The following is a 22,643-nucleotide window of genomic DNA, read 5'->3' on the forward strand; positions in this document are numbered from 1 at the left end:
GAGACGGGAGCAAGCCCCGATACAACAAGATACGCCAACAACAAAATCGATGACTCAGCCCGGCTGGGTGTTTGCTGCCCATTGCGCAGTCTGGCGCAGGCCAGCGCCGGCACGGTACTGCGCCAGCCAGCCGTCCAGGATGGCGCCGGCATCCGCCGGCAAATGCAGACGCAGCTTGCTGCGCCGCCACAGGATGTCTTCTGCGCTGACCGCCCATTCCTGATCCACCAGATAGCTCAGCTCGGCCTCGTACACGCCAGGGAGGATTTCCGCCCCCAGCTCGGCCAGCGTGCTGGCACTGCCGATCAGCGTGGCCAGACGCGTGCCGTAACTCTTCACATAGCGCTGCAGCACGGCGGCTGGCAGCCAGGGATAGCGCTGCGCACTGGCGGCAAGAAAGGCCGCCGCGTCGGCACCCGGCATGTCGCCGCCCGGCAGCGGCACGCCTGCGGTCCAGGTGGGCTGGCCATTGCCCAGCAGCGGGGCCAGCCGGTCCACCGCTTCTTCTGCCAGCTTGCGATAGGTGGTGATCTTGCCACCGAACACCGATAGCATCGGCGCTGCGCCGGCATCCAGCTCCAGCGCATAGTCGCGGGTCACGCTGGCGGCATTGCTGGCTTCGTCATCCAGCAAGGGGCGCACGCCGGAATAGGTGCTGAGCACATCCCCGGGGCCGATCTGGCTGTTGAAATAGCGATTACTCATGCGGCACAGGTAGTCCACCTCTTCCGCGTCGATGGCGACGGCACCGGGGTCGCCGTGGTATTCCACATCGGTGGTACCGATCAGCGTGAAGTCGTTTTCGTAGGGAATGGCGAAAATGATGCGCTTGTCCGGATTCTGGAAAATATAGGCATAGGGGTGATCGAACAGCTTGTTCACCACGATGTGACTGCCCTTGACCAGACGGATGGACTTGGGTGACGGCAGCTGCAAGGTGTCTTTCAGCAGGCTTTCCACCCAGGGGCCGGCAGCATTCACCACGGCGCGGGCCTCTACCTGCTCACGCTGGCCATCTGCCCGCTGCAGGGTGCAAATCCAGCGCTCGCCCTCGCGCCGCGCCCCCACACAGGCGGTGCGGGTAACGATGCGGGCGCCATGTTCGGCTGCCGCCATGGCATTGAGTACCACCAGCCGGGCATCCTGTACCCAGCCATCGGAATAGACAAAACCACGCTTGAACGCGGCCTTCAGCGGCGCGCCGGAGGGGTGCTTGGCAAAGCTGATGGTTTCCGAGCCGGGCAATACTTCACGTTTGGCCAGGTGGTCGTACAGGAACAGGCCGCAGCGGATCATCCACTCCGGGCGCTGGGATTTGTCGTGCGGCATGACAAAGCGCAGCGGCCAGATGATGTGCGGTGCCGCCTTGAGCAGCACTTCGCGCTCCTGCAGCGCCTTGCGCACCAGGCCGAATTCGTAATATTCCAGATAGCGCAGGCCGCCATGAATCAGCTTGGTACTGGCCGACGAGGTGTGCGAAGCCAGATCATCCTTTTCACACAGCAGCACGGACAGACCGCGCCCTGCCGCATCGCGGGCAATGCCGGTGCCATTGATGCCGCCGCCTATCACCATCAAATCATAGCGTTTCACTGTGCCATCCTCTGTCTTGTCGCCAGCCTACCGGCCTTGCTGTTATGCCTGCCCTGCCGGCTGAGCCGGCAGGTTCGATGTTGCCAGCATAGAGTCATGCGAATATAAATTCAACACAAAATGTTCGTTTATGTTCGTTTTGTGCGCTGCAATGTGTGTATTGACCACAATCTTGTTTGCTGACTGGTGGCAATAGCCGCCCTGCCCCGCAACAGCCAGCGCAGCTCCTGACTGGATGGCACGGTGACAGCAGCGCGCCGTCAGACGGCATCGGCGCAGGCTATGCGCAGAGTGACATAAAAAAAGCCACCCGCAGGTGGCTTGCCGGCCCCGAACCTCTGGGGCGACCAGGAGCAAAGCAAAATCACAGGTGGGTATAGGTCACCGCTGCCAGGGTAGCGCCCAGCAAGGAGCCCACCACCGGCACCCAGGCATAGCCCCAGTCGCTGGAGCGCTTGCCGGGAATCGGCAGCAGGGCATGCATGATGCGCGGGGCCAGGTCACGCGCCGGGCTCATGGCATAGCCGGTAGTGCCGCCCAGCGACACACCGATGCCCAGCACCAGCAGCGCCACCGGCAGGGCATCCATCGCCCCCAGCGACATTTTGGGGGCCACCATGCTGAGGATGGCAAACACCAGCACAAAGGTCGCCAGCACCTCGGACAACAGATTGCCCGGCAGGCTGCGAATGGCCGGGCCGGTGCAGAAGGTCGCCAGTTTCAGCTCGGCACACTCGGTGGTTTCGTAGTGCTTGCGGTAGATCACCCACACCAGCAGCGCACCCATCATGCCACCCAGCATCTGTGCCAGCACATAACCGGGCACGCGCGCCCATTCGAACTTGCCGGCCACCGCCAGCGCCACACTTACTGCCGGGTTCAGGTGGGCACCACTGATGGCGGCCACGCTGAATACACCGACAAACACCGCCATGGCCCAGCCAAAGGCAATCACGATCAGGCCGCTGTTATGGCCCTTGGTATTGCTCAGCAGCACATTGGCCACCACGCCATTGCCCAGCAACACCAGCAGGGCCGTTCCGATAAATTCACCAAACAAAGGATTCATGGTTTTGTCTCCGCACCAGGGCTCCCGCTACCATCCGCTACATTGGCAGACAGCTGCTCTCCCCCGGTGCTGCTACCACCGCGACAGACCGCTGGCGACGCAAACGTCGCCATGCCGGCTGCACGGTGGACACTCAGGAAAATGAAGCAAAGCAACCGCCGGACGGTTCATCCGGCCCACCGTCCGCCCGGGCATGGCGGCGGTGGGACAAGGCGGTCAGTTTGCGTCTCAGGATTCAGCCCAGGCCTTGGCTGCGTTGACTGCACGGTTCCAGCCACGGACATTGCTGCTCACTTCTTCGGCCGCCATGTCCTGCTGGAAGCGGCGGTCCAGCTGCCACTGGCCCTGGATATCGGCCACGCCATCCCAGTAACCCACAGCCAGGCCCGCCAGATAGGCAGCACCCAGTGCGGTGGTTTCGGTGATTTTCGGGCGCACCACATCCACGCCGAGAATGTCGGACTGGAACTGCATCAGCAGTTCGTTGACAGTGGCACCTCCATCCACGCGCAGCTCGGCAATGGCCATGCCGGCATCGGCTTCCATGGCCTTGAGCACATCCATGGTCTGGTAGGCAATGCTGTCCAGCGCGGCACGGGCGATATGGGCCGCCTTGGTCCCCAGGGTGGCACCGACAATGGTGCCTCGGGCATTGGGGTTCCAGTGCGGCGCACCCAGCCCGGCAAAGGCCGGTACCAGGTACACGCCGTCGCTGCTGGCCACTTCCTGCGCCAGCGGGCCGACATCGGCCGAATGGCGGATGATGCCCAGGCCGTCGCGCAGCCATTTCACCACCGCACCGCCAATGAAAATGGAGCCTTCCAGCGCGTACTGCACCTGGCCATCCACCTTCCAGGCAATGGTGGTCAGCAGATTATTGGAAGATTCAATCGGCTTGCTGCCGGTATTCATCATCATGAAGCAGCCGGTGCCGTAGGTATTCTTCACCATGCCCGGACGGGTGCACTGCTGGCCGAACAAGGCCGCCTGCTGGTCGCCGGCCACGCCGGCAATCGGGATTTCCACGCCCAGATGGGCGGCGTGGGTGTGGCCATAGACTTCGCTGGAGCTTTTCACCTCCGGCAACATGCTGGCCGGAATGCCCATGATGTCCAGCAGCTCGGCATCCCACTGCTGGGTGTGGATGTTGTACAGCATGGTGCGCGAGGCGTTGGACACGTCGGTAACGTGTACCTTGCCGTGGGTGAAGTTCCAGATCAGCCAGCTGTCCACCGTGCCAAAGGCCAGCTTGCCGGCTTCGGCGCGGGCACGAGCGCCCGGCACATTGTCCAGAATCCACTTGATCTTGCTGCCGGAGAAATAGGCATCGACCGGCAGGCCGGTCTTGCTGCGGATCGATTCCGCCAAGCCACGCTCCTTCAGCTGATCGCAAAATGCAGCGGTACGGCGGTCTTGCCAGACGATGGCGTTGTAGACCGGCAGGCTGGTTTCACGGTCCCACACGATGGTGGTTTCGCGCTGGTTGGTAATGCCGATGGCGGCAATGCTGCGGCCATCGATACCGGCCTTGGCCACGGCTTCGGCAGCCACGCCGGCCTGGCCGCCCCAGATCTCCTGCGGGTCGTGCTCCACCCAGCCCGGCTGGGGATAGATCTGGCGGAATTCCTTTTGTGCCAGCGAAACGATGTCGCCAGCCTGGTTGAACAGAATGGCGCGGGAACTGGTGGTTCCCTGGTCCAGAGCCAGGATGAACTGGTTTTTCATGTGAGGTGTCTCCTTTGCAATCCAAAGGCCGTTGCAGGCCGAGCGCTTTTTGCTGACTGGTTTTGACGGCATCACCTCAGACATCCCCGCCGGACTGGCCGGGAAAGTGAGGCAGCAATCTTTGTTATGTTGTTTTTTGTATTTATATTGTTCGTTTTATTTTCGGCCCATTCTAGTTGTCACGCTTCAGCTGTCAATCAACACGCATAAAACTTTCGCTGTTTGCTGAAATCCGACTAGTCGCCAGCGACCAGCTGGCCGTTTTGCAGCGCACGATATCGTAAATGACTATGGTCTGTAAGCACTGCACTACAAGGATTTGCGCCTTTCTTGCTTTGCAGCAAACCAGGCGTTTTATCGGGCGAGGCAAAATAACAACACCAGACCCCCGCAGCGCAAGCAAAACGCGCATGAACCGCACCCGCAAAATCTGTCTACTGGCAAGACGGCAACACCCAGACCAAGTACCGGCAAGGTAGCGCAGCCACTACAGCGCGGATGTGGCAGCATGATGCGGAAACAAAGAGACCCTGACGGGCAACTAGCCTGCAGATCAGGCGCACCGGACAACACCTCACGCCCGCCGGCAGCACTGGCCGGGCATCGACAAGGACCAAGACATGCTCCGCAATACCAAGATTCTCGCCACGCTGGGACCGGCATCCAGCAGCCCGCAGCAGATTCTGGCGCTGGCTCGCGCCGGGGTGAATGTGTTCCGGCTCAATATGAGCCACGGCAGCCACGACGATCACCGCGCCCGCCTGGCCGCCATCCGCGCGGCGGAAACAGAAATGGGCCGCCCCATCGGCGTGCTGGTTGATCTGCAAGGCCCCAAGCTGCGCATCGGCACCTTCCCGCAGGGTCCGGTCACCGTGCACACCGGCCAGCCCTACCGCTTTGTGCTGGATCAGGTGGATGGCGACGCCGAGCAGGTCACGCTGCCCCACCCGGAAGCCTTTGCCGCGCTGGAACACGGCCATCACATCCTGGTGAACGACGGCAAGCTGTCGTTTCACGTGGAACGCGTGCAGGACCGGGTGATCCACACCACGGTGGCCGTGGGTGGCGAGCTGTCCGATCGCAAGGGCTTCAACCTGCCGCAAACCATCCTGCCCTTGTCGGCCATCACCCCGAAAGACCGCAAGGACGCCGAATTCGCCCTGCAGGAAGGTGCCGACTGGATCGCGCTGTCTTTTGTGCAAACAGCCGAAGACGTGCGCGAATTGCGCCAGATGATAGGCAACAGCGTGGGCATTGTGGTGAAAATCGAGAAGCCCTCGGCCGTAGACCAGCTGGACGAGATTGCTGCGCTGGCCGATGCGGTGATGGTGGCCCGTGGCGATCTGGGCGTGGAACTGCCGCCGGAAGACGTGCCGGTGGTACAGCGCCGCATCGTGCACCAGTGCCGCCACCTTGGCCGCCCGGTGATCGTGGCCACCCAGATGCTGGAATCGATGATTTCCGCCCCCACCCCCACCCGCGCCGAAGCCAATGACGTGGCCACGGCGGTGTATGAAGGTGCCGATGCGGTGATGCTGTCGGCAGAAACCGCTGCCGGGGCCTTCCCGGTGGAAGCGGTGCAGATCATGGACCGGGTCATCCGCCGCGTGGAAGGTGCACCGGATTACCGCCGGGTAATGGCGCTGGACTACAGCGCCGCCGAGGCACCGGGCCAGGCCGATGCCATCGCCGCCTGCGTGCGCAAGGTGGCCTCCATCCTGCCGGTGACCGTCTCCGCCGCCTTCACCACCTCCGGCTCTACCTGCCTGCGGCTGGCGCGCGAGCGCCCGCACACGCCCATCATGGGCATCTCGCCGCGCCTGGACACCGCCCGCCGCCTGACCCTGGTGTGGGGCGTGGTGGCCTATAACGGCCCGGACGCGGAAAACCTGGAAGACATGGTGGTGAAAACCACCTTCTGCGCCACCAAACTTGGCCTAGCCGAACAGGGCAAGCCGATGGTGATCATCGCCGGCGTCCCCTTCGGCACACCGGGCGCCACCAACCTGCTGCGCATCGTCTACCCCTGATATTGATTGCAGCATGAAAAAAGCCGCCAGTGGAGCAGTCCGCTGGCGGCTTTTTCATCACTGCGCAGCAGGGCCGCTAGCGTTTTGCTGCCAGCGCCGGCAGTGTACGCAGGTAGGCATCCACCTCCGCGGCCCACAGCGCCGCCGGATGCCGGCTCAGACCGTGGCCGTCGCCATCGGCGACTGCCGGAGCATGGACGAAACGGGTGGAGCTGCCGCCAGCGGCAAAGGCCTGATGCCAGGCCACCGGTTCATCCGGCCCCCAGTACTGGTCGTTTTCGGCGTAGATCCACAGATTGGCCAGAGTGGTACGGCGGCCAAAATCGGCATACAGCGTGGTGAGTGCAGATGGATCGCAACTTTGACCGGGTGATTTCTCCGGATTGCCACCAGCGCCGCCGGCAAAATTGATATAGCCGATCACCCCGGGCGGGGTGGTGGCAGCGACTGCCACGGTAAGCAGGCCGCCGACCGACTGACCTTCCAGCACGATGGGCTGGCCGGCCCCCCAGGGCTGCTGGTCAATCCAGCGGATGGCAGCCTGCAAGGCCGCCCCGCCACCTTCGGCAGTACGCCGGTAATCCGGGTGACCGCTGCACTGCCCCGGTGCCTGCATGTGGGCGCTGTGGTATTCCGGATCGCCGCCGCCGGTACTGCCATAACCGGGGCGAATCGGTGCCACGATGGCAAAGCCCTTGCCCAGCCAGTAGGCAATCTGGCTGCGGCCCAGGGGATGCTGCAGCTGGTGGCGTTCCTGCTGGCTGCCAGCGCGACCATGGGAAAACAGCAGCACGGGAAATGGCCCGGTGCCCGCGGGCAGATAAACCAGGGTCGGCATATCCAGGGTGGAGCCGAAGATTCCTGCCCCCGGCAAGGGGATGGTGACCTCCTGCGGCTTGGGCAAAGTGGCCGCGCTGACCGGCTGGGCCAGACTGGCGGCCAGCAACAAGGCAGCAGACAAACGACGACATTCACGCCACATGTGCTCGCTCCAGAATGCCGGCCAGCAAGGTCGCCAGCCCGGCTGGGTTGTCTTCACTCATGGCATGGCCGGCATCGGCCAGCACATGCACCGCCACGCCCTTGGCCGGCAGTTGCTCCCTATCCGGCTGTGGCAGGGAAAGCGATCCGAATACCACGCTCCGTGGCATGGTCAGCGCCAGCAACTGGGAGCGCCAGCTGGGCTCGGCCCCGGCCACCAGCGATACCGCCGCACGATGCACCGCCGGGGCATGACTGGCCGCCAGCGAGCCGGCCCACAGCGGGCTGCCTTCGCGGCTGGCCAGGCGTGCCATGCGGCGCTGACCACGCTGGATGAATTCGTCTTCGCTCATCGCGGCCAGCGCACGGCTGAAGGGGCCGCCACCGCGATCCAGATTCGGCTCCAGCAACACCAGCTGCGCGACCCGTGCCGGACGCAGACTGCTGGCGGCAATCGCCACCGCGCCACCCATGCTGTGGCCGACGATGTCCAGCTGCGGCAGGCCCAGGTGATCGATCAGACTGGCTACGGTTTCGGCATGCGCGGCGATGGTATAGGCAAAGTCATCCGGCCGGTCGGAAAAACCGGCCCCCAGCAAATCCAACAGCAAACGGCGCTTTCCGGCCAGCGCCGGGTCTGCCGCCACGCGTGGGAAGTCACTGGAACCGGCACAGCCCAGGCCATGGATGAACAATAGCGGCACGCCGCTACCGGGCAGATCGTGATAGCGCAGCGCGCCATGGCTGCTGTGAAATACCTGCATGATGCTGATTGCCGCCTAGACCTGTTCAATGACAGCGCCCAGTCTAGTGCCTGTTGGCCGGCCTTGGGTAGCGCGACTGCCACAATGACAAAACCGCCACACCTTGCAGTGTGGCGGCCGGTTTCGTGTCGCGCGGGGGATTAATTCTTGCTGTAGATCTGGTCAAACACACCGCCATCGGCGAAGTGCTTTTTCTGGGTGGCACGCCAGTCGCCAAACACGTCCTTGAGGGTGAATAGCTTCACCTTGGGAAACTGGCTGGCGTACTTGGCTGCAATCTTGGCATCACGCGGACGGTAGTAGTTTTCTGCGGCAATGGTCTGGCCTTGCGGGGTGTACAGGAACTTCAGGTAAGCCTCGGCCTGCTTGCGTGTGCCTTTCTTGTCCACCACCTTGTCCACCACCGCTACCGGCGGCTCGGCCAGAATGGAGATCGACGGGGTCACGATGTCGAACTTGTCCGGGCCCATTTCCTTCACGGCCAGCACTGCTTCGTTTTCCCAGGCCAGCAGCACATCGCCCAGACCGCGTTGGGTAAAGGTCAGCGTGGCACCACGCGCACCGGAGTCCAGCACCGGAACATGCTTGTACAACTCGCTGACGTAAGCACGGGCCTTGGCCTCGTTGCCACCGTTTTTCTTCAGGGCATAACCCCAGGCCGCCAGATAGTTCCAGCGTGCACCACCGGAGGTTTTCGGATTGGGCGTGATCACTTGCACATCATTGCGTACCAGATCGCCCCAGTCCTTGATGCCTTTCGGATTGCCCTTTTTCACCAGGAACACGATGGTGGAGGTGTAAGGCGAGCTATTGTCCGGCAGGCGGGTTTGCCAGTTTTTCGGCAGCAGGCCTTCGTCAGCCAGCACATCAATGTCGTAGGCCAGCGCCAGCGTGGCCACGTCGGCAGCCAGACCATGCTGGATGGACAGCGACTGCTTGCCCGAACCGCCGTGCGACTGCTTGATGGTGAGTTCTTCGCCGGTCTTTTTCTTCCACTGCTCGGCAAAGGCCTTGTTCACGTCCTGGTACAGCTCGCGGGTCGGGTCGTAGGACACGTTGAGCAGTTCGGCCGCCTTCAGCGGCGTCACCGCCAGCAGCAGCACGGCTGCCAGCGCTTTCAGATTGGTGCGGATAGTCGTCATGTGGCGGCTCCTGAGGCTATGGGCTGGTTTGTTATGCAGCACACTGTAATCAGGATTTGTTTATCACTAGAAATGATTGTTTTTTATTCTGTTATTCGAAATAAATCTATTAAGCCGATCAATGAAATTTCTAAATCGCATATAAAAACAATTATTTATTACTTTTTGCGCCAATAGGTTTGTCCTATAGTGGCCACATCAGGATAAGGACTGCGCCATGACGCGATTTGCCGACGATTTCGATTTCATCATCCAGCCTGGCTGGAAAGGAAGTGGTGCCGACCACTGGCAAAGCCATTGGCAGCAGCGGCTGGACGCCATCCGGGTGAACAACGCCAACTGGGAACAGCCCGATCTGGAAAGCTGGCTCTCCGGGCTGGACCAAGCCCTGCAAGGCGCCAGCAAGCCGGCCATCGTCATTGCCCACAGCCTGGGCTGCATTACCGTGGCGCACTATGCGCGCCGCCATCCGGGGCGGATTGCCGCCGCGCTGCTGGTGGCACCGGCCGATGTGGAGCGCGCTTTCGTACCGCGCGAACTGCTGCCATTCGCCCCGCTGCCACGCCAGCCGCTGCCCTTTGTCAGCCGGGTGGTGGCCAGCGACAACGACCCCTTCTGCAAGGTAGCGCGCGCAGCGCGGCTGGCCGGCTACTGGCAAAGCCCACTGACCTGGCTGCATGAGGCCGGGCATATCAATGTGGCTTCCGGCCATACCCAGTGGGAAGACGGGCTGGCTTTGCTGCCGCCCTTGCTGGAGCGCGCCCGCGCCCAGCGCCAGGCAGCGGCCTGAACCGCTTGCCCGCCCTGACGGGAACTGTCCTTTTGTGATGTCATCCAAGCATCTTTGACCGCGCTGGCCGGCAGTGTCACACTCCCTGCCAGCCTGTTTTCTGATGCCCAGAGCGGCCGACAGCTGATTTCCCTGCCACAGGACACATCGCAGCAGGGTGCTTGTCATCCGTTCTTTATTCCCAAAAGGATGTCCCATGTTTGCTGCTAGCCCGATCAAGACCGCCATTGCCGCCATTGCGCTGACCCTGCCCATGCTGGCCCATGCCGATGCCGCACAGGATGCCGCCGCCAAGGAACTGGCCCAGGTGATCGGCCTGAACAATATGCCGAATGATCTGGCCAACCGCACCACTGGTTCGGCCGGCCCGCTGCTGCAGGAATACTTCGTCAAGAACAAGATCAACCTGACGCCGGAACAGCAAAAGAAGGCCCAGGAAGGCTTCAAGTCCTATGCTGAAGGCGTGCACAAAACCGCCGCCGACTACTTCAACTCCGCCGCCGTGAAAAAGCAGTTTGAACAGGAAGTGGCAAAGAATTACAGCGCACAGTTCTCTGCTGCCGAGATGCAGCAGATCGTGGCTTTCTACAAGACCCCGGCCGGCCAGAAGCTGATGAAGCAGCAGCCGGTGGTGATCGACGGCATCATGAAGAACATGCTGGGTTCTGCCGAAAAAACCCTGCTGCCGAAAATGCGTAGCGCTGCCGAGTCCTACGGCAAGACCATCAGCAAATAAGTAGGCGCATCACCAAGATCAAACGGCCCTGCGGGGCCGTTTTGCATGGCACAACCATCAGCGGTGCGGCACCATCAGGATGGTCTTGCTGAAACTGCACGGCAGCCCGCCAGGGTTGTGAAAGCTGTACAGCTGGTCCGAGGCAAAAGCCAGCGACTGTCCGGCCTGCAGATGGTATTGCTGTTGCGGCAGGGTGATGTCCAGCACACCGTCCAGCACATAGATGATTTCATTGCAGCCCGGCGCATCCGCCTCGGCGTGGTAGCTATCTGCAGCGGCCAGTTGCCAGCGCCACAACTCCAGTACCATGCCCGGCTGCGGTACCGACTCCAGCAGCGTGGCGTGGCTATCGGCCTGCACACCCTGCCAGATGCGCAGCGGCAGGTTGCGCGTGCTGGCCGGCAATAGCGGCGGGCGTACCACCTCGGCAAAAGCCAGCCCCAGCGCCGAAGCCAGCTTGTCCACGGTGGCGATGCTGGCATTGCTTTCACCCGCCTCGATATTCACCAGCATGCGCCGGCTGATACCGGCCAGTTCGGCCAGCCGCTCCTGGCTGTAACCCTGCTGCAGCCGTGCCTGGCGCAGATTGGCCGACACGTTCTGAATCACTTCCAGCGAACCGTTGCTCATGATATTGGGCAATATATTGCACAAATGATAACAAGTGCATTATATTGCACTTACCCACCTACCAGCAATGCACGACATACCATCATGACTACCCTGACCGCCAGCGCCGGCCTGCCGCCGCGCCACTCCCGCCTGCCCGACATGGTGCTGATCGTTGTCACCATGATCTGGGGCGGCACTTTCCTGGTGGTACAAAACGCCCTGCAGTGGGCCGGCCCTTTCGGCTTTGTCGGCCTGCGCTTTGCTGTGGCCGGGCTGATTGCCATGCTGCTGTGCTGGCGCGAACTGGCCGGCATCCGGCGCACCGAGCTGTTGACCGGCGTGCTGGTGGGCAGTGTGCTGTTCGGCAGCTACAGCCTGCAAACGCTGGGCCTGCAGCTGATTCCCAGCAGCAAGTCCGCCTTTCTTACCGGCCTGTATGTACCGCTGGTGCCGCTATTCCAGCTGCTGCTGTTTCGTCGTCATCCCCGGCTGGCCGCCTGGCTGGGCATTGCCATCGCCTTTGGCGGCCTGGTGCTGCTGTCCGATCCGCGCGGCATGCATTTCAACTTTGGCCCCGGTGAATGGCTGACCGTAGCCGGTGCCGCCATGATCGCGCTGGAAATCAGCCTGGTGGGGCGCTTTGCCAGCCAGTGCCATCCGCGCCGGGTCGCCGTGGTGCAATTGCTGACCGTGGCCTTGTTGTCCGGCATCGGCTGGCAAATCAGCGGCGAAGCTGCACCGCAGCTACAGCCCGGCCTGTTGCTGAGCCTGCTGGGCATGGGGCTGGCCACGGCGGTGATCCAGATCGCCATGAACTGGGCACAGAAAACCGTGCCCGCCACCCGCGCCACCATCATCTACGCCATGGAGCCGGTATGGGCCGGGCTGGTGGGCGCACTGGCCGGCGAATACCTCAGCGCCATGGCCATTGGCGGGGCGGCCATGATCGTGGCCAGCGTGCTGATCAGCGAGCTGGCAGGCCGTGGGGATGACTAGGGCAAAATATGCAGAATAATTGACCGGGCGGTTTGCCAAACCGCCCTGCTCGTGATTACTCTTGCCGCTTGTCCGAACCAACCCTGTCTGCCATGAAACCTGTCGATCTGCTCAAGGGCCTGTGCGCCATCGTGCTGGCTCTTGCCTTCCTGCTGTGGCTGTATGGCACGTTCACCAACCAGCCGGATTTTGTCACCGCCGCCATGTGGCTGGGCGATGTGCTGGTGATGCTGCCGGCCTACCTGATTCCCACCATTACCGCCTGGCTGGTGAAAAACCCGCGTCTGAAAACCATTGCCCTGATCAATATCCTGGGTGGCTGGCTGCTGCTTCCCTGGATCATCGCCATGGGCATGGCCATCAAGCGCGACGACCTGCGCGCGCAAGACTAAAACCATCAGATAAACGCGCTTGATAGCGGCGGCAGCCTTCCCGTAAGCTGCCGCCATGTCTGCCCTCTTCCCCCGCCCGCTGTTCTCCGGCCTGTTGCGCCCCTTCCTGCGCGACCGGCTCCTGCATGTATTGCTACTATTGATGGTGCTGCTGTGGCTGCCTCAGCCGCAAGCCGGCAGCCAGTTTGCCAACTGGATAGACTGGCCCACCATTGCCACCCTGGCCGGTCTGCTCTTGCTCACCAAAGGGGTGGAGTCCAGCGGCTATCTGAGCCATCTGGGCCGGCTGATCATCAACCGCCTGCCAAACGAGCGGGCGCTGGCGCTGTTTCTGGTCAGCATGTCCGCCCTGCTGTCCACCGTGCTCACCAATGATGTGGCGCTGTTCATCGTGGTGCCGCTCACCCTGGGGCTGCGCGGCATTGCCGGCCTGCCGATAGGCCGGCTGGTGATCTTTGAAGCGCTGGCAGTGAATGCCGGCTCCCTGCTCACCCCTATCGGCAATCCGCAAAATATCCTGCTGTGGCAGCTCTCCGGCCTGTCATTCGCCGGCTTTACCTGGCAGATGGCCCCGCTGGCACTGGGCAGCATGGTGCTGCTGTTGCTGGCCACCGCACTGGCCTTCCCCCGCCAACGGATTCATGCCCAATTGCATGATGATACTGGCGGCTACCAGCCGCGCTTGCTGGCGGTGTGCGCGCTGCTGTATGTCGGCTTTGTCCTGGCGCTGGAGTCGGGCCACCCCGGCTGGGGGCTGGCCGCGGTCGTCGCCGGGGTGGCCTTGCTGCGCCCGGCGCTGCTGCTGACGGTGGACTGGAGCCTGATTGCCGTGTTCATGCTGATGTTTGTCGATATCCGCCTGCTGACCGGGCTGCCTGCCCTGCACCACGCAACCGATGCCCTCGCCGGGCTGGGGCAAACCGGCCTCTACCTGACCGCCCTGCTGGGTTCGCAGCTGATCAGCAATGTGCCGGCCACCATCCTGCTGGTGAAATACAGCAGCGCCTACAAGGTGCTGGCCTATGCGGTGAATGCCGGTGGCTTTGGCTGTGTGCTGGGTTCGCTGGCCAACCTGATCGCCCTGCGCATGGCCGGCGAGCGCGGCATCTGGCTGCAGTTTCACCTGTATTCGCTGCCCGCCCTGCTGCTGGCAGGTGTGCTGGGCTACGTTCTGCTGTAAATCTCCACACGCAAAAAAACCCGGCCACCGTGAGGGTGCCGGGCAATGTGTCACCCTGACCGGGTACTCATGCTTACAGCGAAGGCAACAGCCCTGCCGCCACAAAGCGGTTGTAGCTGCCGCTGGCTACCAGCGCGGCGGCCTTCTCGATATCCGGCGCGAAGTAGCGGTCCTTGTCATAGAAAGTTACTTGTTCACGCAGCTCGGCCTTGGCTTCTTCCAGCTTGGCGCTGGCCTTGTGCGGGGCACGGAAATCCACGCCCTGGCAGGCAGCCAGCAGTTCCACCGCCAGGATGCCGGCGGTATTGCCCGCCATGTCGCGCAGGCGACGGCCGGCGAACGTGGCCATGGAGACATGGTCTTCCTGGTTGGCACTGGTCGGCAGGCTGTCCACCGACGCCGGGTGCGCCAGCGATTTGTTTTCCGATGCTAGGGCCGCGCCGGTAACCTGGGCGATCATGAAGCCGGAGTTCACCCCGCCGTTGTTGACCAGGAAGGGCGGCAGCTTGGACAGGTTGCTGTCAATCAGCAGCGCCATGCGGCGCTCGGACAGCGAGCCGATTTCGGCAATGGCCAGGGCCAGGTTGTCGGCGGCAAAGGCTACCGGTTCGGCGTGGAAATTGCCGCCGGACAGGATGTCGTTGTCGTCGCTGAACACCAGCGGATTGTCCGAGACCGAGTTGGCTTCCACTTCCAGCACGCTGGCGGAGTGGCGGATCTGCGTCAGGCAGGCACCCATCACCTGCGGCTGGCAGCGCAGGCTGTACGGGTCTTGCACCTTGCCGCAGTTTTCGTGCGAGTGTTCGATTTCGCTGTGTTCCAGCAGCACGCGGTAGGCGCTGGCGGCGTCGATCTGGCCGGCATGGCCACGCACGGCGTGGATGCGTGCATCAAACGGGGTGCGGCTGCCCTGGGCGGCTTCCACCGACATCGAGCCGGCCACCACGGCGGAGGCGAACAGGTCTTCCGCCGCAAACAGGCCTTCCAGGGCAAAGGCGGTGGAGGCTTGCGTACCGTTGAGCAAGGCCAGGCCTTCTTTCGGTGCCAGGGTGATGGGCTGCAGACCGGCGGCCAGCATGGCTTCACGACCATGCACGCGCTGGCCGTTGACGAAGGCTTCACCCTCGCCGATCAGCACTGCACTCATATGCGATAGCGGGGCCAGGTCGCCGGAAGCACCCACCGAACCCTTTTGCGGAATCACCGGGTAGATGCCGTGGTTGAACAGCGTCACCAGCGCTTCGATCACCTGACGGCGGATGCCGGAGAAGCCACGCGCCAGCGAGTTGATCTTCAGCGCCATCACCAGGCGGACGGTGGAGTCGTCCATCGGCGCGCCAATGCCGGCGGCGTGCGACAGCACGATGGAGCGTTGCAGCAGCTCCAGCTCGTCCGCTGCGATGCGGGTATTGGCCAGCAGGCCAAAGCCGGTATTGATGCCATAGGCGGTGCGGCCTTCGGACAGCACGCGCGCCACGGTGGCGGCAGCAGCGTCGATGCCGGCATGGCTGCTGGCATCCAGTTGCAGCTTGAGGCCGGTTTCACGCGAAACGCGGCGCAGGTCGGCCAGTGTCAGTTGGCCCGGTACGATATTGAGAATGCTCATGGTTTCAGTCTCTATTGTTTGTCAGCTGGCATCACGCCCGCAGGCGTGGCCAATCACTTTGTTGTTTGTACTTCATGCGCTGCCACCGGCTTGGCCGTGGGCAGCGCGCTCGTCTTACTTGAGCATCGGCAGATCGAGGCCCTGCTCACGGGCGCAGTTCTTGGCAATGTCGTAACCGGCATCGGCATGACGCATCACGCCGGTGCCCGGGTCGTTGCGCAGCACGCGGCCTACGCGCTTGGCGGCTGCGTCGGTGCCGTCACACACGATCACCACGCCGGAATGCTGCGAGAAACCCATGCCCACGCCACCGCCGTGGTGCAAGGACACCCAGGTGGCACCACCAGCGGTGTTGAGCAGGGCATTGAGCAGCGGCCAGTCGGACACGGCGTCCGAGCCATCCAGCATGGCTTCGGTTTCACGGTTGGGCGAAGCCACCGAACCGGAGTCCAGATGGTCGCGGCCAATCACGATAGGTGCCTTGAGTTCGCCATTCTTCACCATTTCGTTGAAGGCCGCACCCAGACGGGCGCGGTCTTTCAGGCCGACCCAGCAAATGCGTGCCGGCAAACCCTGGAAGCTGATGCGCTCGCGTGCCATGTCCAGCCAGTTGTGCAGGTGCGGATCGTCCGGGATCAGCTCTTTCACCTTGGCGTCGGTCTTGTAGATGTCTTCCGGGTCGCCGGACAGCGCCACCCAGCGGAAGGGGCCGATGCCTTCGCAGAACAGCGGGCGCACATAGGCCGGCACAAAGCCGGGGAAGTCGAAGGCATTCGCCACGCCTTCTTCCAGCGCCATCTGGCGGATGTTGTTGCCGTAGTCCAGCGTGGCGGCACCGCGCTCCTGCAAGGCCAGCATGGCGCGCACCTGCACGGCCATGGATTTCTTGGCGGCGGCGGTGATTTCAGCGGCGCTGTTTTGCTGCTTGGCGCGCCATTCGGCCACAGTCCAGCCTTGCGGCAGATAGCCGTGTACCGGGTCGTGGGCGGAGGTCTGGTCGGTGACCACGTCCGGGGTGATGCCACGATTCACCAGTTCGGTGAACACATCGGCGGCATTGCCCAGCAGGCCGACGGAAACCGCCGTGCCGCTGTGTTTGGCTTCTTCGATGATGGCCAGCGCCTCGTCCAAGGTGGTGGCCTTGCGGTCGACATAACGGGTTTTCAGGCGGAAATCGATACGGCTTTCATCACACTCGACAGCCAGCATGCTGAAGCCGGCCATGGTGGCGGCCAGCGGCTGCGCGCCACCCATGCCACCCAGACCACCGGTCAGGATCCAGCGGCCCTGCGCCTTGCCGTCGAAATGCTGGCGGGCGACGGCCACGAAGGTCTCATAGGTGCCTTGCACGATGCCTTGCGAGCCGATGTAGATCCAGGAGCCGGCGGTCATCTGGCCGTACATCATCAGGCCCTTCTTATCCAGCTCGTTGAAGTGTTCCCAGTTGGCCCAGTGCGGCACCAGATTGGAGTTGGCGATCAGCACGCGCGGCGCATCGGCATGGGTGTTGAACACGCCCACCGGCTTGCCGGACTGGATCAGCAAGGTCTGGTCGTCTTCCAGACGCTTGAGCACATCCAGAATGGTGTCGTAGCACTCCCAGTTGCGGGCAGCGCGGCCAATGCCGCCATACACCACCAGGCTTTGCGGATGCTCGGCGACTTCGGCGTCCAGATTGTTCTGGATCATGCGGTAGACGGCTTCGGTCAGCCAGCTTTTGCAGGAAAGCTCGGTACCGCGCGGGGCGCGGATGACGCGAGTCGGGTCGAAACGGCTGTCTTGTTGTGATGCGCTCATTGCTGTCTCCTTGGTACTTCCATGTTGTCGGGCAACTGCCCTGAATAGGGTGTGGCGTGGCTCAAAGAGAGCCTGTGGCCAGATGACGGGTGATACTCCACGCCAGCCGGGCCGCCGTCTTCGCGCCGTGGCTGTCGATATCGAATTGCGGGTTCAGCTCCACCAGATCAGCCCCGGCCAGCTTGCCGCTGCGGGCAATACTGCTGACCAGCGCCTCCACCACCTGCAGTTCCACCCCCATGGCGGCGGGGGCGGATACCGCAGGCATCACGCTGGCAGGCAGGACATCGAGGTCAATCGTGAGGTAGAGGATGTCTACCTGATCCATAAAGCCCTGCAGCGTGTCCTGCGCGGCCGCCAGGCCGGCCTGGCTCAGTGCGCTGTCCAGCAGCCACTGCACGCCCAGCTGGCCGGCGCGGGCAAACAGCGCCTGGGTATTGGATGGCTCGGCCACGCCCAGGCACAGGTAATGGAAGGGCCGGCCGCTGGCCGCGCAATCGGCCGCGATCTGCGCGAACGGGGTGCCGGAGGTGGCCTCGGCTGCCTCGCGGATATCAAAATGGGCATCGAAATTGATGATGCCGATCACCTTGTCCGGGTGCGCCGCAGCCAGGCCGCGCCAGGTGCCGTAGGCGGTTTCGTGGCCGCCACCCAGCACCAGCGGAAAATGTCCGCCCCCGGCGAGTTGTTCGACCGCCGCAGCCAGCCGCAAATGGGCAGCGTCCAGATCGCCATCGGTACAGGCCACATCGCCCATATCGCACAGCGGCCGGTCCTGATGCCAGGCCAGATTGGCCAGCGCCTTGCGGATGACTACCGGAGCGGCCGCCGCGCCAACGCGGCCCTGATTGCGGCGTACGCCTTCGTCACAGGCAAAACCGACAATGCCGATACCCGCCGGCAGGCCAGCGGCAAACGGTGTGGCCAGCTGGTGCCAGCGGCGGGCCAGTTCGCCTTCGCCAGCATCAATACGGCCGCTCCACAACTTCATGTCTGGGTTCATCATGCGTTTTCCTTGCCCGGACGCTGACCACGGAATACCCGTTCGGCCAGCGCATTGACGCCGAGTCCGTAGACGATTTCGGCAGGGTGATCGATATTCCACAGCAGCAGGTCGGCCACACAGCCCACGGCCAGCCGGCCATGGCTGTGGCCACGGCCCAGCGCCTGTGCGGCATGGCGGGTGGTGCCGGCCATGGCTTCTTCCGGCGTCAGGCCGAACAGCACACAGGCCTGGTTCATCGCCAGCCGGATCGAGGCAAACGGGCTGGTGCCGGGGTTGAGGTCGGTGGACACCGCCATCGGCACACCGGCTTCACGCAGCGCCGCCACCGGCGGCTTCTGGGTTTCGCGCAAAAAGTAAAATGCGCCGGGCAACAGTACCGCCACGGTGCCGGCGGCCTTGAGTGCAGCCACACCAGCGGCATCCAGATATTCGATATGGTCGGCCGACAGGCCGCCAAATTCGGCCACCAGCGCTGCGCCATGCAGATTGGACAGCTGCTCGACATGGCCCTTTACCCGCAAACCGTGCTGCTGCGCGGCCTCGAATACACGGCGGGTTTGCGCCGGAGAAAAACCCACGCTTTCGCAGAACACATCCACCGCCTCGGCCAGTTTTTCCACCGCCACGACCGGCAGAATGTCGCGGATGACATGCTCGATATAGCCATCGCCATTGCCGGCAAATTCCGGCGGCAGCGCATGGGCAGACAGCAAGGTGGGCGACACCTCCACCGGCTGGCTGGCCGCCAGTTGCCGGGCAACACGCAGCTGTTTCAGCTCATCGGCCAGGTTCAGCCCATAGCCGGATTTCATTTCGATGGTGGTCACCCCTTCGGCCATCAGCGCCTGCAGGCGCGGCAGGCTGGCGGCGGCCAGTTGTGCCTCGTCCAGTTCGCGGGTGGCGCGCACGGTGGAGACAATGCCACCCCCTGCGGCGGCGATCTGCTGATAGGGCACGCCTTGCAGCCGCTTTTCCCACTCGGCTGCGCGGTTGCCGCCATACACCAGATGGGTATGGCAATCGATGAAGCCGGGGGTGATCCAGCGGCCGGCCGCATCCACCACCTCGCCATCGAAGCTGGCCGGGTTCAACTGCTGCTGCGGCACAATGGCAGCGATGCGGCCGGCTTCCACCACCAGTGCGTGGCCATGCAGCGCGCCATAGGGTGCGGCATGCTGCGTATCCATGGTGGCCAGCCGGGCATTGAGCCACAGGCTGCGCGGGCTATCGTGAGTGGGGGTCATGTCTGCTCCTGATTTGTATATACAAATAAACTGGATACGAAACCGTGTCAACAGCAGTTTTATGTGACTCTCAAACAAATATTGTACAAATAATCAATAAATTCAATGATTTGATAAAATAAAAAAGGGAGCCAGCGGCTCCCTTTGTGCGTCATAAATCCAACAGTATTTGTATAGTCAATTGTTTGTCGCGGTGTGACTCAGCTATCCACCCAGTTGACCCAACCGTAATGCCAGGTCAGCAACACGATGATGCCGAACACGATGCGATACCAGGCAAACAGCATGAAGCTGTGGCTGGAAATGAAGCGCAGCAACCAGCGCACGCAGAAAAAGGCCGAGACAAAGGAAAACAGCAGGCCCACAGCCCAGATACCCAGATCATCCGCCGCCAGCAGCGCCCGGTCTTTATACAGGGAATACAGCGAGGCCATGATCAGCGTGGGAATGGCCAGGAAAAAGGAAAACTCAGTGGCCGCCTTGCGCGACAGGCCAAACAGCATGCCGCCAATGATGGTGGCACCGGAGCGCGAAGTACCCGGCACCAGCGCAAAAGCCTGGGCGCAGCCCACCTTCAGCGCGTCCAGCGGCGTCATTTCCTCTACGGTTTGCACCCGAATGGTGTGCTGGCGGCGCTCGGCCCACATGATGACCAGCCCACCGATGATGAACATGCTGGCCACCACCGGGGCGTTGAACAGATGGGCCTTGATGGCCTTGCTGAACAGAAAGCCCAGCGCCGCCGCCGGGCAAAAGGCAATGGCCAGGTTGAGGATGAAACGCTGTGCTGCCCGGTCATGCCGGGCCCCGGCCACTACGCTGGCAATACGGGCACGGTATTCCCAGATCACGGCCAGAATGGCACCGGACTGGATGACGATTTCGAACAGCTTGCCGCGCTCGTCGTTGAACTTGAGCAACTCACCAGCCAGGATCAGGTGGCCGGTGGAGGAAATGGGCAGAAACTCGGTCAGCCCCTCGACGATGCCGAGGATGGCCGCCTTGAGCAGAAGCAGGGTATCCATGATGTTGTGGTCGGTGTTGGTGGTTGGGAAAATTCAGGGCGCTAGGATGCGCTGACAGCATAGCCGAACTGGATGACAGAATCACGGCACCGGGCTGGCGCAATGCCGTGCAAGCCACCGGGCCAGGCCGGTGACGCAGGCAGTTTACTTCTTGACCCGGCTTTGCGAGCGCAGCTTGTAGCGGCCGCCGGGGTGGACCAGCCGGGCAAAAGTGACCAGATTCTTGTAAGACCAGGTACGCCGCAGCACCAGCAGGCAGGGTTCGCTGGCGGTGATGCCCAGCATGGCCAGCTCACGTGCATCCGGCAACACCGCCTCGACCGTGTGTTCGATATCGGTCAGCGGGCAGCTTTCCATCAGGTATTCATTGGGTGTGCGCCGGCTGAAATCCTGCAGGATATAGTCCGGTGCCCAGGCCGGATTGACATAGCGGTCTTCCAGCTGGATGGGCAGGCCGTCTTCGCGGTGCACCAGAATCGAATGGAACACCGGCGTGCCCACCTTGACTCCCAGTTGCAGGGCGATTTCCTCACCGGCAGAGATGGTTTCCAGCTGATGCACGTCGGCCGTGTGGGTATGGCCACGCGCCTCCACTTCCGCTGCGATATTGTTGATGTCCAGCAGCGGCGATTCGGCCTTGCGTTCGGCCACATAAGTGCCATCACCGGCAAAGCGCAGCAGGATGCCGGCTTCGGCCAGATCGCGCACCGCCTTGTTCACCGTCATGCGCGACACGGAAAACTGCCTGGCCAGCTCCAGTTCCGGCGGTATCTTGTTACCCGGCAGGAATTCCTTCTTGCGAATGCCTTCCAGAATGTATTCCTTGATGCGCAGATAGCGCGGTTGAGCTGTGGCAGACACCTTGTGTTCCATGAAGTCGGGGGATGATGGATTCTAGACCGTGGCGGCAGGGCAAAGACTGATCCAGCGCAGACCACCGTGCGCTAGCATGCCCTGTTCCCACCGCCCTGACCAGAGCATTGCCCCGCGCGGGCTACCCTCAGCCACAGATCAAGGCGCGCCATTGCGCTATGATCATCCCATTTTCCTGCCAACGAGAAGCCCTATGGCCATGAACCTGCCTTCCGGTGCCCGGCTGATTGCCCTGGGCAACGATGTCACCCTGCTGCAGCTGGACAGCGGTAGCTGCAGCGCCACCCTGTCCTTGCTGGGTGGCCAGTTGCTGGCATTCCAGCCTTATGGTCAGCAACCCTGGCTGTATATGTCCCCCCAAGCCGTACTGCAGCCCGGCCGCGCCATCCGTGGCGGTGTGCCGGTCTGCTGGCCGTGGTTTGGCGCGCACCCGGATGATGACAGCGCCCCGGCCCACGGCGTGGCCCGCCAGCAGCCATGGACATTGCTGGCGGTGCTGCGCGACGGTGATGCGTTTCACGTGAAACTGCAAGGCCCGGACTGGCAGGGCCTGACGGTCGTACTGGAATACACCCTGTCCGACCATATCGACATCAGCCTGCACACCCGCAACGACAGCGCGCAGCAACAAAGCTTCAGCGCGGCCCTGCACAGCTATCTCGCGGTCAGCGACAGCCGGCGTATCCGCCTGCACGGGCTGGAAGAGGCGGTGTGCGAAGACAAGGTCGGCCGCCGTTACAGCCGGCTGCCGCCACAGCCGCTGCACTTGCAGGGCGAGTTCGATGCCATTGTCTACAGCGAAGCCGATGTGCTGCTGGAAGACCCGCAATGGCAACGCCGCCTGCGCATCAGCCGCAGCGGATCGGCCAGCGTGGTGGTGTGGAATCCGTGGCAGGACAAGGCGGCAAACCTTGCCGACCTGCCGGATGACGGCTGGCAGGATTTTGTCTGCATCGAAGCGGCCAATGCCGGCGAAGACAGCCGCCTGCTGGCCGCCGGTGCCAGCCACAGCCTGTGCTGCCGGCTGAGCTTGGCATGAGCAGCCCGCGCATGAGCAGCGGCCCTTGCCTGTCCGCCACCCT

At 62.8% G+C, this 22,643-nt stretch carries 20 protein-coding genes; 7 read left to right on the plus strand and 13 right to left on the minus strand.

Annotated elements, in window-relative coordinates; all coding sequences use genetic code 11:
• Positions 1 to 54: 54 nt before the first annotated feature.
• From glpD to glpK, 3 genes are all read right to left on the minus strand, one after another.
• Complete coding sequence (gene glpD, locus DBR44_RS02360) at positions 55 to 1,593, minus strand: glycerol-3-phosphate dehydrogenase (protein ID WP_199730950.1); 1,539 nt, start codon at positions 1,591 to 1,593, stop codon at positions 55 to 57.
• A 364-nt stretch (positions 1,594 to 1,957) separates the two neighbouring features.
• Entirely contained in the window at positions 1,958 to 2,662 is a 705-nt protein-coding gene (locus tag DBR44_RS02365; protein ID WP_124641683.1) for an MIP/aquaporin family protein, read from the minus strand.
• 228 nt (positions 2,663 to 2,890) lie between these two features.
• On the minus strand, positions 2,891 to 4,387 hold the full coding sequence (gene glpK / locus DBR44_RS02370) for a glycerol kinase GlpK (RefSeq protein WP_124641684.1): 1,497 nt from the start codon (positions 4,385 to 4,387) through the stop codon (positions 2,891 to 2,893).
• 620 nt (positions 4,388 to 5,007) lie between these two features.
• Between glpK and pyk the strand changes: the two genes are divergently transcribed.
• Positions 5,008 to 6,417: a pyruvate kinase gene (gene pyk, locus DBR44_RS02375; RefSeq protein ID WP_124641686.1), complete on the plus strand. Its 1,410-nt coding sequence runs from the start codon at positions 5,008 to 5,010 to the stop codon at positions 6,415 to 6,417.
• Positions 6,418 to 6,493: 76 nt separating this feature from the next.
• On the opposite strand, the gene DBR44_RS02380 is transcribed toward pyk, so the two are convergent.
• The 3 genes from DBR44_RS02380 to DBR44_RS02390 all read right to left on the minus strand — a co-directional run bounded on the left by DBR44_RS02380 (position 6,494) and on the right by DBR44_RS02390 (position 9,304).
• Positions 6,494 to 7,399, minus strand: coding sequence for a S9 family peptidase (locus tag DBR44_RS02380; RefSeq protein WP_124641688.1), 906 nt, complete (start codon positions 7,397 to 7,399; stop codon positions 6,494 to 6,496).
• Entirely contained in the window at positions 7,389 to 8,162 is a 774-nt protein-coding gene (locus tag DBR44_RS02385; RefSeq protein ID WP_124641690.1) for an alpha/beta fold hydrolase, read from the minus strand. The genes DBR44_RS02380 and DBR44_RS02385 overlap by 11 nt, the downstream gene beginning before the upstream one ends.
• A 140-nt stretch (positions 8,163 to 8,302) precedes the next feature.
• Positions 8,303 to 9,304, minus strand: a complete 1,002-nt coding sequence (locus DBR44_RS02390) for a sulfate ABC transporter substrate-binding protein (RefSeq protein WP_124641692.1) — start codon at positions 9,302 to 9,304, stop codon at positions 8,303 to 8,305.
• Positions 9,305 to 9,521: 217 nt separating this feature from the next.
• Here DBR44_RS02390 and DBR44_RS02395 point away from each other — a divergent pair, with 217 nt between their 5' ends.
• Together DBR44_RS02395 and DBR44_RS02400 are read left to right on the plus strand one after the other, a co-directional pair.
• On the plus strand, positions 9,522 to 10,094 hold the full coding sequence (locus DBR44_RS02395) for an alpha/beta hydrolase (RefSeq protein WP_124641694.1): 573 nt from the start codon (positions 9,522 to 9,524) through the stop codon (positions 10,092 to 10,094).
• Positions 10,095 to 10,290: 196 nt separating this feature from the next.
• Positions 10,291 to 10,830 (plus strand): DUF2059 domain-containing protein, encoded by a 540-nt coding sequence (locus DBR44_RS02400; RefSeq protein WP_124641696.1) that lies wholly within the window; start codon positions 10,291 to 10,293, stop codon positions 10,828 to 10,830.
• Positions 10,831 to 10,887: 57 nt separating this feature from the next.
• On the opposite strand, the gene DBR44_RS02405 is transcribed toward DBR44_RS02400, so the two are convergent.
• The gene (locus tag DBR44_RS02405; protein ID WP_124641697.1) at positions 10,888 to 11,460 is read right to left on the minus strand and encodes a helix-turn-helix transcriptional regulator; all 573 of its coding nucleotides are present in this window, start codon (positions 11,458 to 11,460) and stop codon (positions 10,888 to 10,890) included.
• 84 nt (positions 11,461 to 11,544) lie between these two features.
• On the opposite strand from DBR44_RS02405, the gene DBR44_RS02410 reads away from it, so the two are divergent.
• The 3 genes from DBR44_RS02410 (at position 11,545) to DBR44_RS02420 (ending at position 14,010) form a co-directional block, all read left to right on the plus strand.
• Positions 11,545 to 12,438 carry a DMT family transporter gene (locus DBR44_RS02410; protein ID WP_124641699.1) on the plus strand — a complete coding sequence of 298 codons (894 nt, stop codon included), beginning with the start codon at positions 11,545 to 11,547 and terminating at the stop codon, positions 12,436 to 12,438.
• Between the two features lie 92 nt (positions 12,439 to 12,530).
• On the plus strand, positions 12,531 to 12,830 hold the full coding sequence (locus DBR44_RS02415; protein WP_124641701.1) for a superinfection immunity protein: 300 nt from the start codon (positions 12,531 to 12,533) through the stop codon (positions 12,828 to 12,830).
• A 55-nt stretch (positions 12,831 to 12,885) separates the two neighbouring features.
• The gene (locus DBR44_RS02420; RefSeq protein WP_124641703.1) at positions 12,886 to 14,010 is read left to right on the plus strand and encodes an SLC13 family permease; all 1,125 of its coding nucleotides are present in this window, start codon (positions 12,886 to 12,888) and stop codon (positions 14,008 to 14,010) included.
• 73 nt (positions 14,011 to 14,083) lie between these two features.
• Here the strand turns inward: DBR44_RS02420 and hutH are convergent, their stop codons facing one another.
• The 6 genes from hutH to hutC form a co-directional block, all read right to left on the minus strand.
• Complete coding sequence (gene hutH / locus DBR44_RS02425; protein WP_124641705.1) at positions 14,084 to 15,616, minus strand: histidine ammonia-lyase; 1,533 nt, start codon at positions 15,614 to 15,616, stop codon at positions 14,084 to 14,086.
• Positions 15,617 to 15,730: 114 nt separating this feature from the next.
• A complete protein-coding gene (hutU, locus tag DBR44_RS02430; RefSeq protein ID WP_124641707.1) occupies positions 15,731 to 17,413 on the minus strand; it encodes a urocanate hydratase in 1,683 nt (560 codons plus the stop codon).
• A 61-nt stretch (positions 17,414 to 17,474) separates the two neighbouring features.
• Entirely contained in the window at positions 17,475 to 18,419 is a 945-nt protein-coding gene (hutG, locus tag DBR44_RS02435; protein ID WP_124641709.1) for a formimidoylglutamase, read from the minus strand.
• On the minus strand, positions 18,416 to 19,663 hold the full coding sequence (hutI, locus tag DBR44_RS02440) for an imidazolonepropionase (RefSeq protein ID WP_124641711.1): 1,248 nt from the start codon (positions 19,661 to 19,663) through the stop codon (positions 18,416 to 18,418). Before hutI ends, hutG begins: the two co-directional genes overlap by 4 nt.
• Positions 19,664 to 19,863: 200 nt before the next feature.
• Entirely contained in the window at positions 19,864 to 20,688 is an 825-nt protein-coding gene (locus tag DBR44_RS02445) for an undecaprenyl-diphosphate phosphatase (protein WP_124641712.1), read from the minus strand.
• Positions 20,689 to 20,832: 144 nt separating this feature from the next.
• Positions 20,833 to 21,549, minus strand: coding sequence for a histidine utilization repressor (gene hutC, locus DBR44_RS02450; protein WP_199730951.1), 717 nt, complete (start codon positions 21,547 to 21,549; stop codon positions 20,833 to 20,835).
• A 211-nt stretch (positions 21,550 to 21,760) separates the two neighbouring features.
• On the opposite strand from hutC, the gene DBR44_RS02455 reads away from it, so the two are divergent.
• Entirely contained in the window at positions 21,761 to 22,600 is an 840-nt protein-coding gene (locus tag DBR44_RS02455; RefSeq protein WP_233578313.1) for a D-hexose-6-phosphate mutarotase, read from the plus strand.
• Positions 22,601 to 22,643 lie beyond the last annotated feature (43 nt).

The sequence above is a fragment of the Aquitalea sp. FJL05 genome (assembly GCF_003852595.1).
Taxonomy (GTDB): domain Bacteria; phylum Pseudomonadota; class Gammaproteobacteria; order Burkholderiales; family Chromobacteriaceae; genus Aquitalea; species Aquitalea aquatilis.

Excerpts from the sequence above, each read along its gene's own strand:
- DBR44_RS02420 (WP_124641703.1), top strand. The coding sequence starts at position 12,886 with ATGTCTGCCCTCTTCCCCCGCCCGCTGTTCTCCGGCCTGTTGCGCCCC.
- hutH (WP_124641705.1), bottom strand. The coding sequence starts at position 15,616 with ATGAGCATTCTCAATATCGTACCGGGCCAACTGACACTGGCCGACCTG.
- DBR44_RS02390 (WP_124641692.1), bottom strand. The coding sequence starts at position 9,304 with ATGACGACTATCCGCACCAATCTGAAAGCGCTGGCAGCCGTGCTGCTG.
- DBR44_RS02455 (WP_233578313.1), top strand. The coding sequence starts at position 21,761 with ATGAACCTGCCTTCCGGTGCCCGGCTGATTGCCCTGGGCAACGATGTC.
- DBR44_RS02415 (WP_124641701.1), top strand. The coding sequence starts at position 12,531 with ATGAAACCTGTCGATCTGCTCAAGGGCCTGTGCGCCATCGTGCTGGCT.
- DBR44_RS02365 (WP_124641683.1), bottom strand. The coding sequence starts at position 2,662 with ATGAATCCTTTGTTTGGTGAATTTATCGGAACGGCCCTGCTGGTGTTG.
- DBR44_RS02380 (WP_124641688.1), bottom strand. The coding sequence starts at position 7,399 with ATGTGGCGTGAATGTCGTCGTTTGTCTGCTGCCTTGTTGCTGGCCGCC.
- hutG (WP_124641709.1), bottom strand. The coding sequence starts at position 18,419 with ATGATGAACCCAGACATGAAGTTGTGGAGCGGCCGTATTGATGCTGGC.
- DBR44_RS02405 (WP_124641697.1), bottom strand. The coding sequence starts at position 11,460 with ATGAGCAACGGTTCGCTGGAAGTGATTCAGAACGTGTCGGCCAATCTG.
- pyk (WP_124641686.1), top strand. The coding sequence starts at position 5,008 with ATGCTCCGCAATACCAAGATTCTCGCCACGCTGGGACCGGCATCCAGC.
- hutU (WP_124641707.1), bottom strand. The coding sequence starts at position 17,413 with ATGAGCGCATCACAACAAGACAGCCGTTTCGACCCGACTCGCGTCATC.
- DBR44_RS02400 (WP_124641696.1), top strand. The coding sequence starts at position 10,291 with ATGTTTGCTGCTAGCCCGATCAAGACCGCCATTGCCGCCATTGCGCTG.
- hutI (WP_124641711.1), bottom strand. The coding sequence starts at position 19,663 with ATGACCCCCACTCACGATAGCCCGCGCAGCCTGTGGCTCAATGCCCGG.
- DBR44_RS02445 (WP_124641712.1), bottom strand. The coding sequence starts at position 20,688 with ATGGATACCCTGCTTCTGCTCAAGGCGGCCATCCTCGGCATCGTCGAG.
- glpK (WP_124641684.1), bottom strand. The coding sequence starts at position 4,387 with ATGAAAAACCAGTTCATCCTGGCTCTGGACCAGGGAACCACCAGTTCC.
- DBR44_RS02385 (WP_124641690.1), bottom strand. The coding sequence starts at position 8,162 with ATGCAGGTATTTCACAGCAGCCATGGCGCGCTGCGCTATCACGATCTG.
- DBR44_RS02410 (WP_124641699.1), top strand. The coding sequence starts at position 11,545 with ATGACTACCCTGACCGCCAGCGCCGGCCTGCCGCCGCGCCACTCCCGC.
- DBR44_RS02395 (WP_124641694.1), top strand. The coding sequence starts at position 9,522 with ATGACGCGATTTGCCGACGATTTCGATTTCATCATCCAGCCTGGCTGG.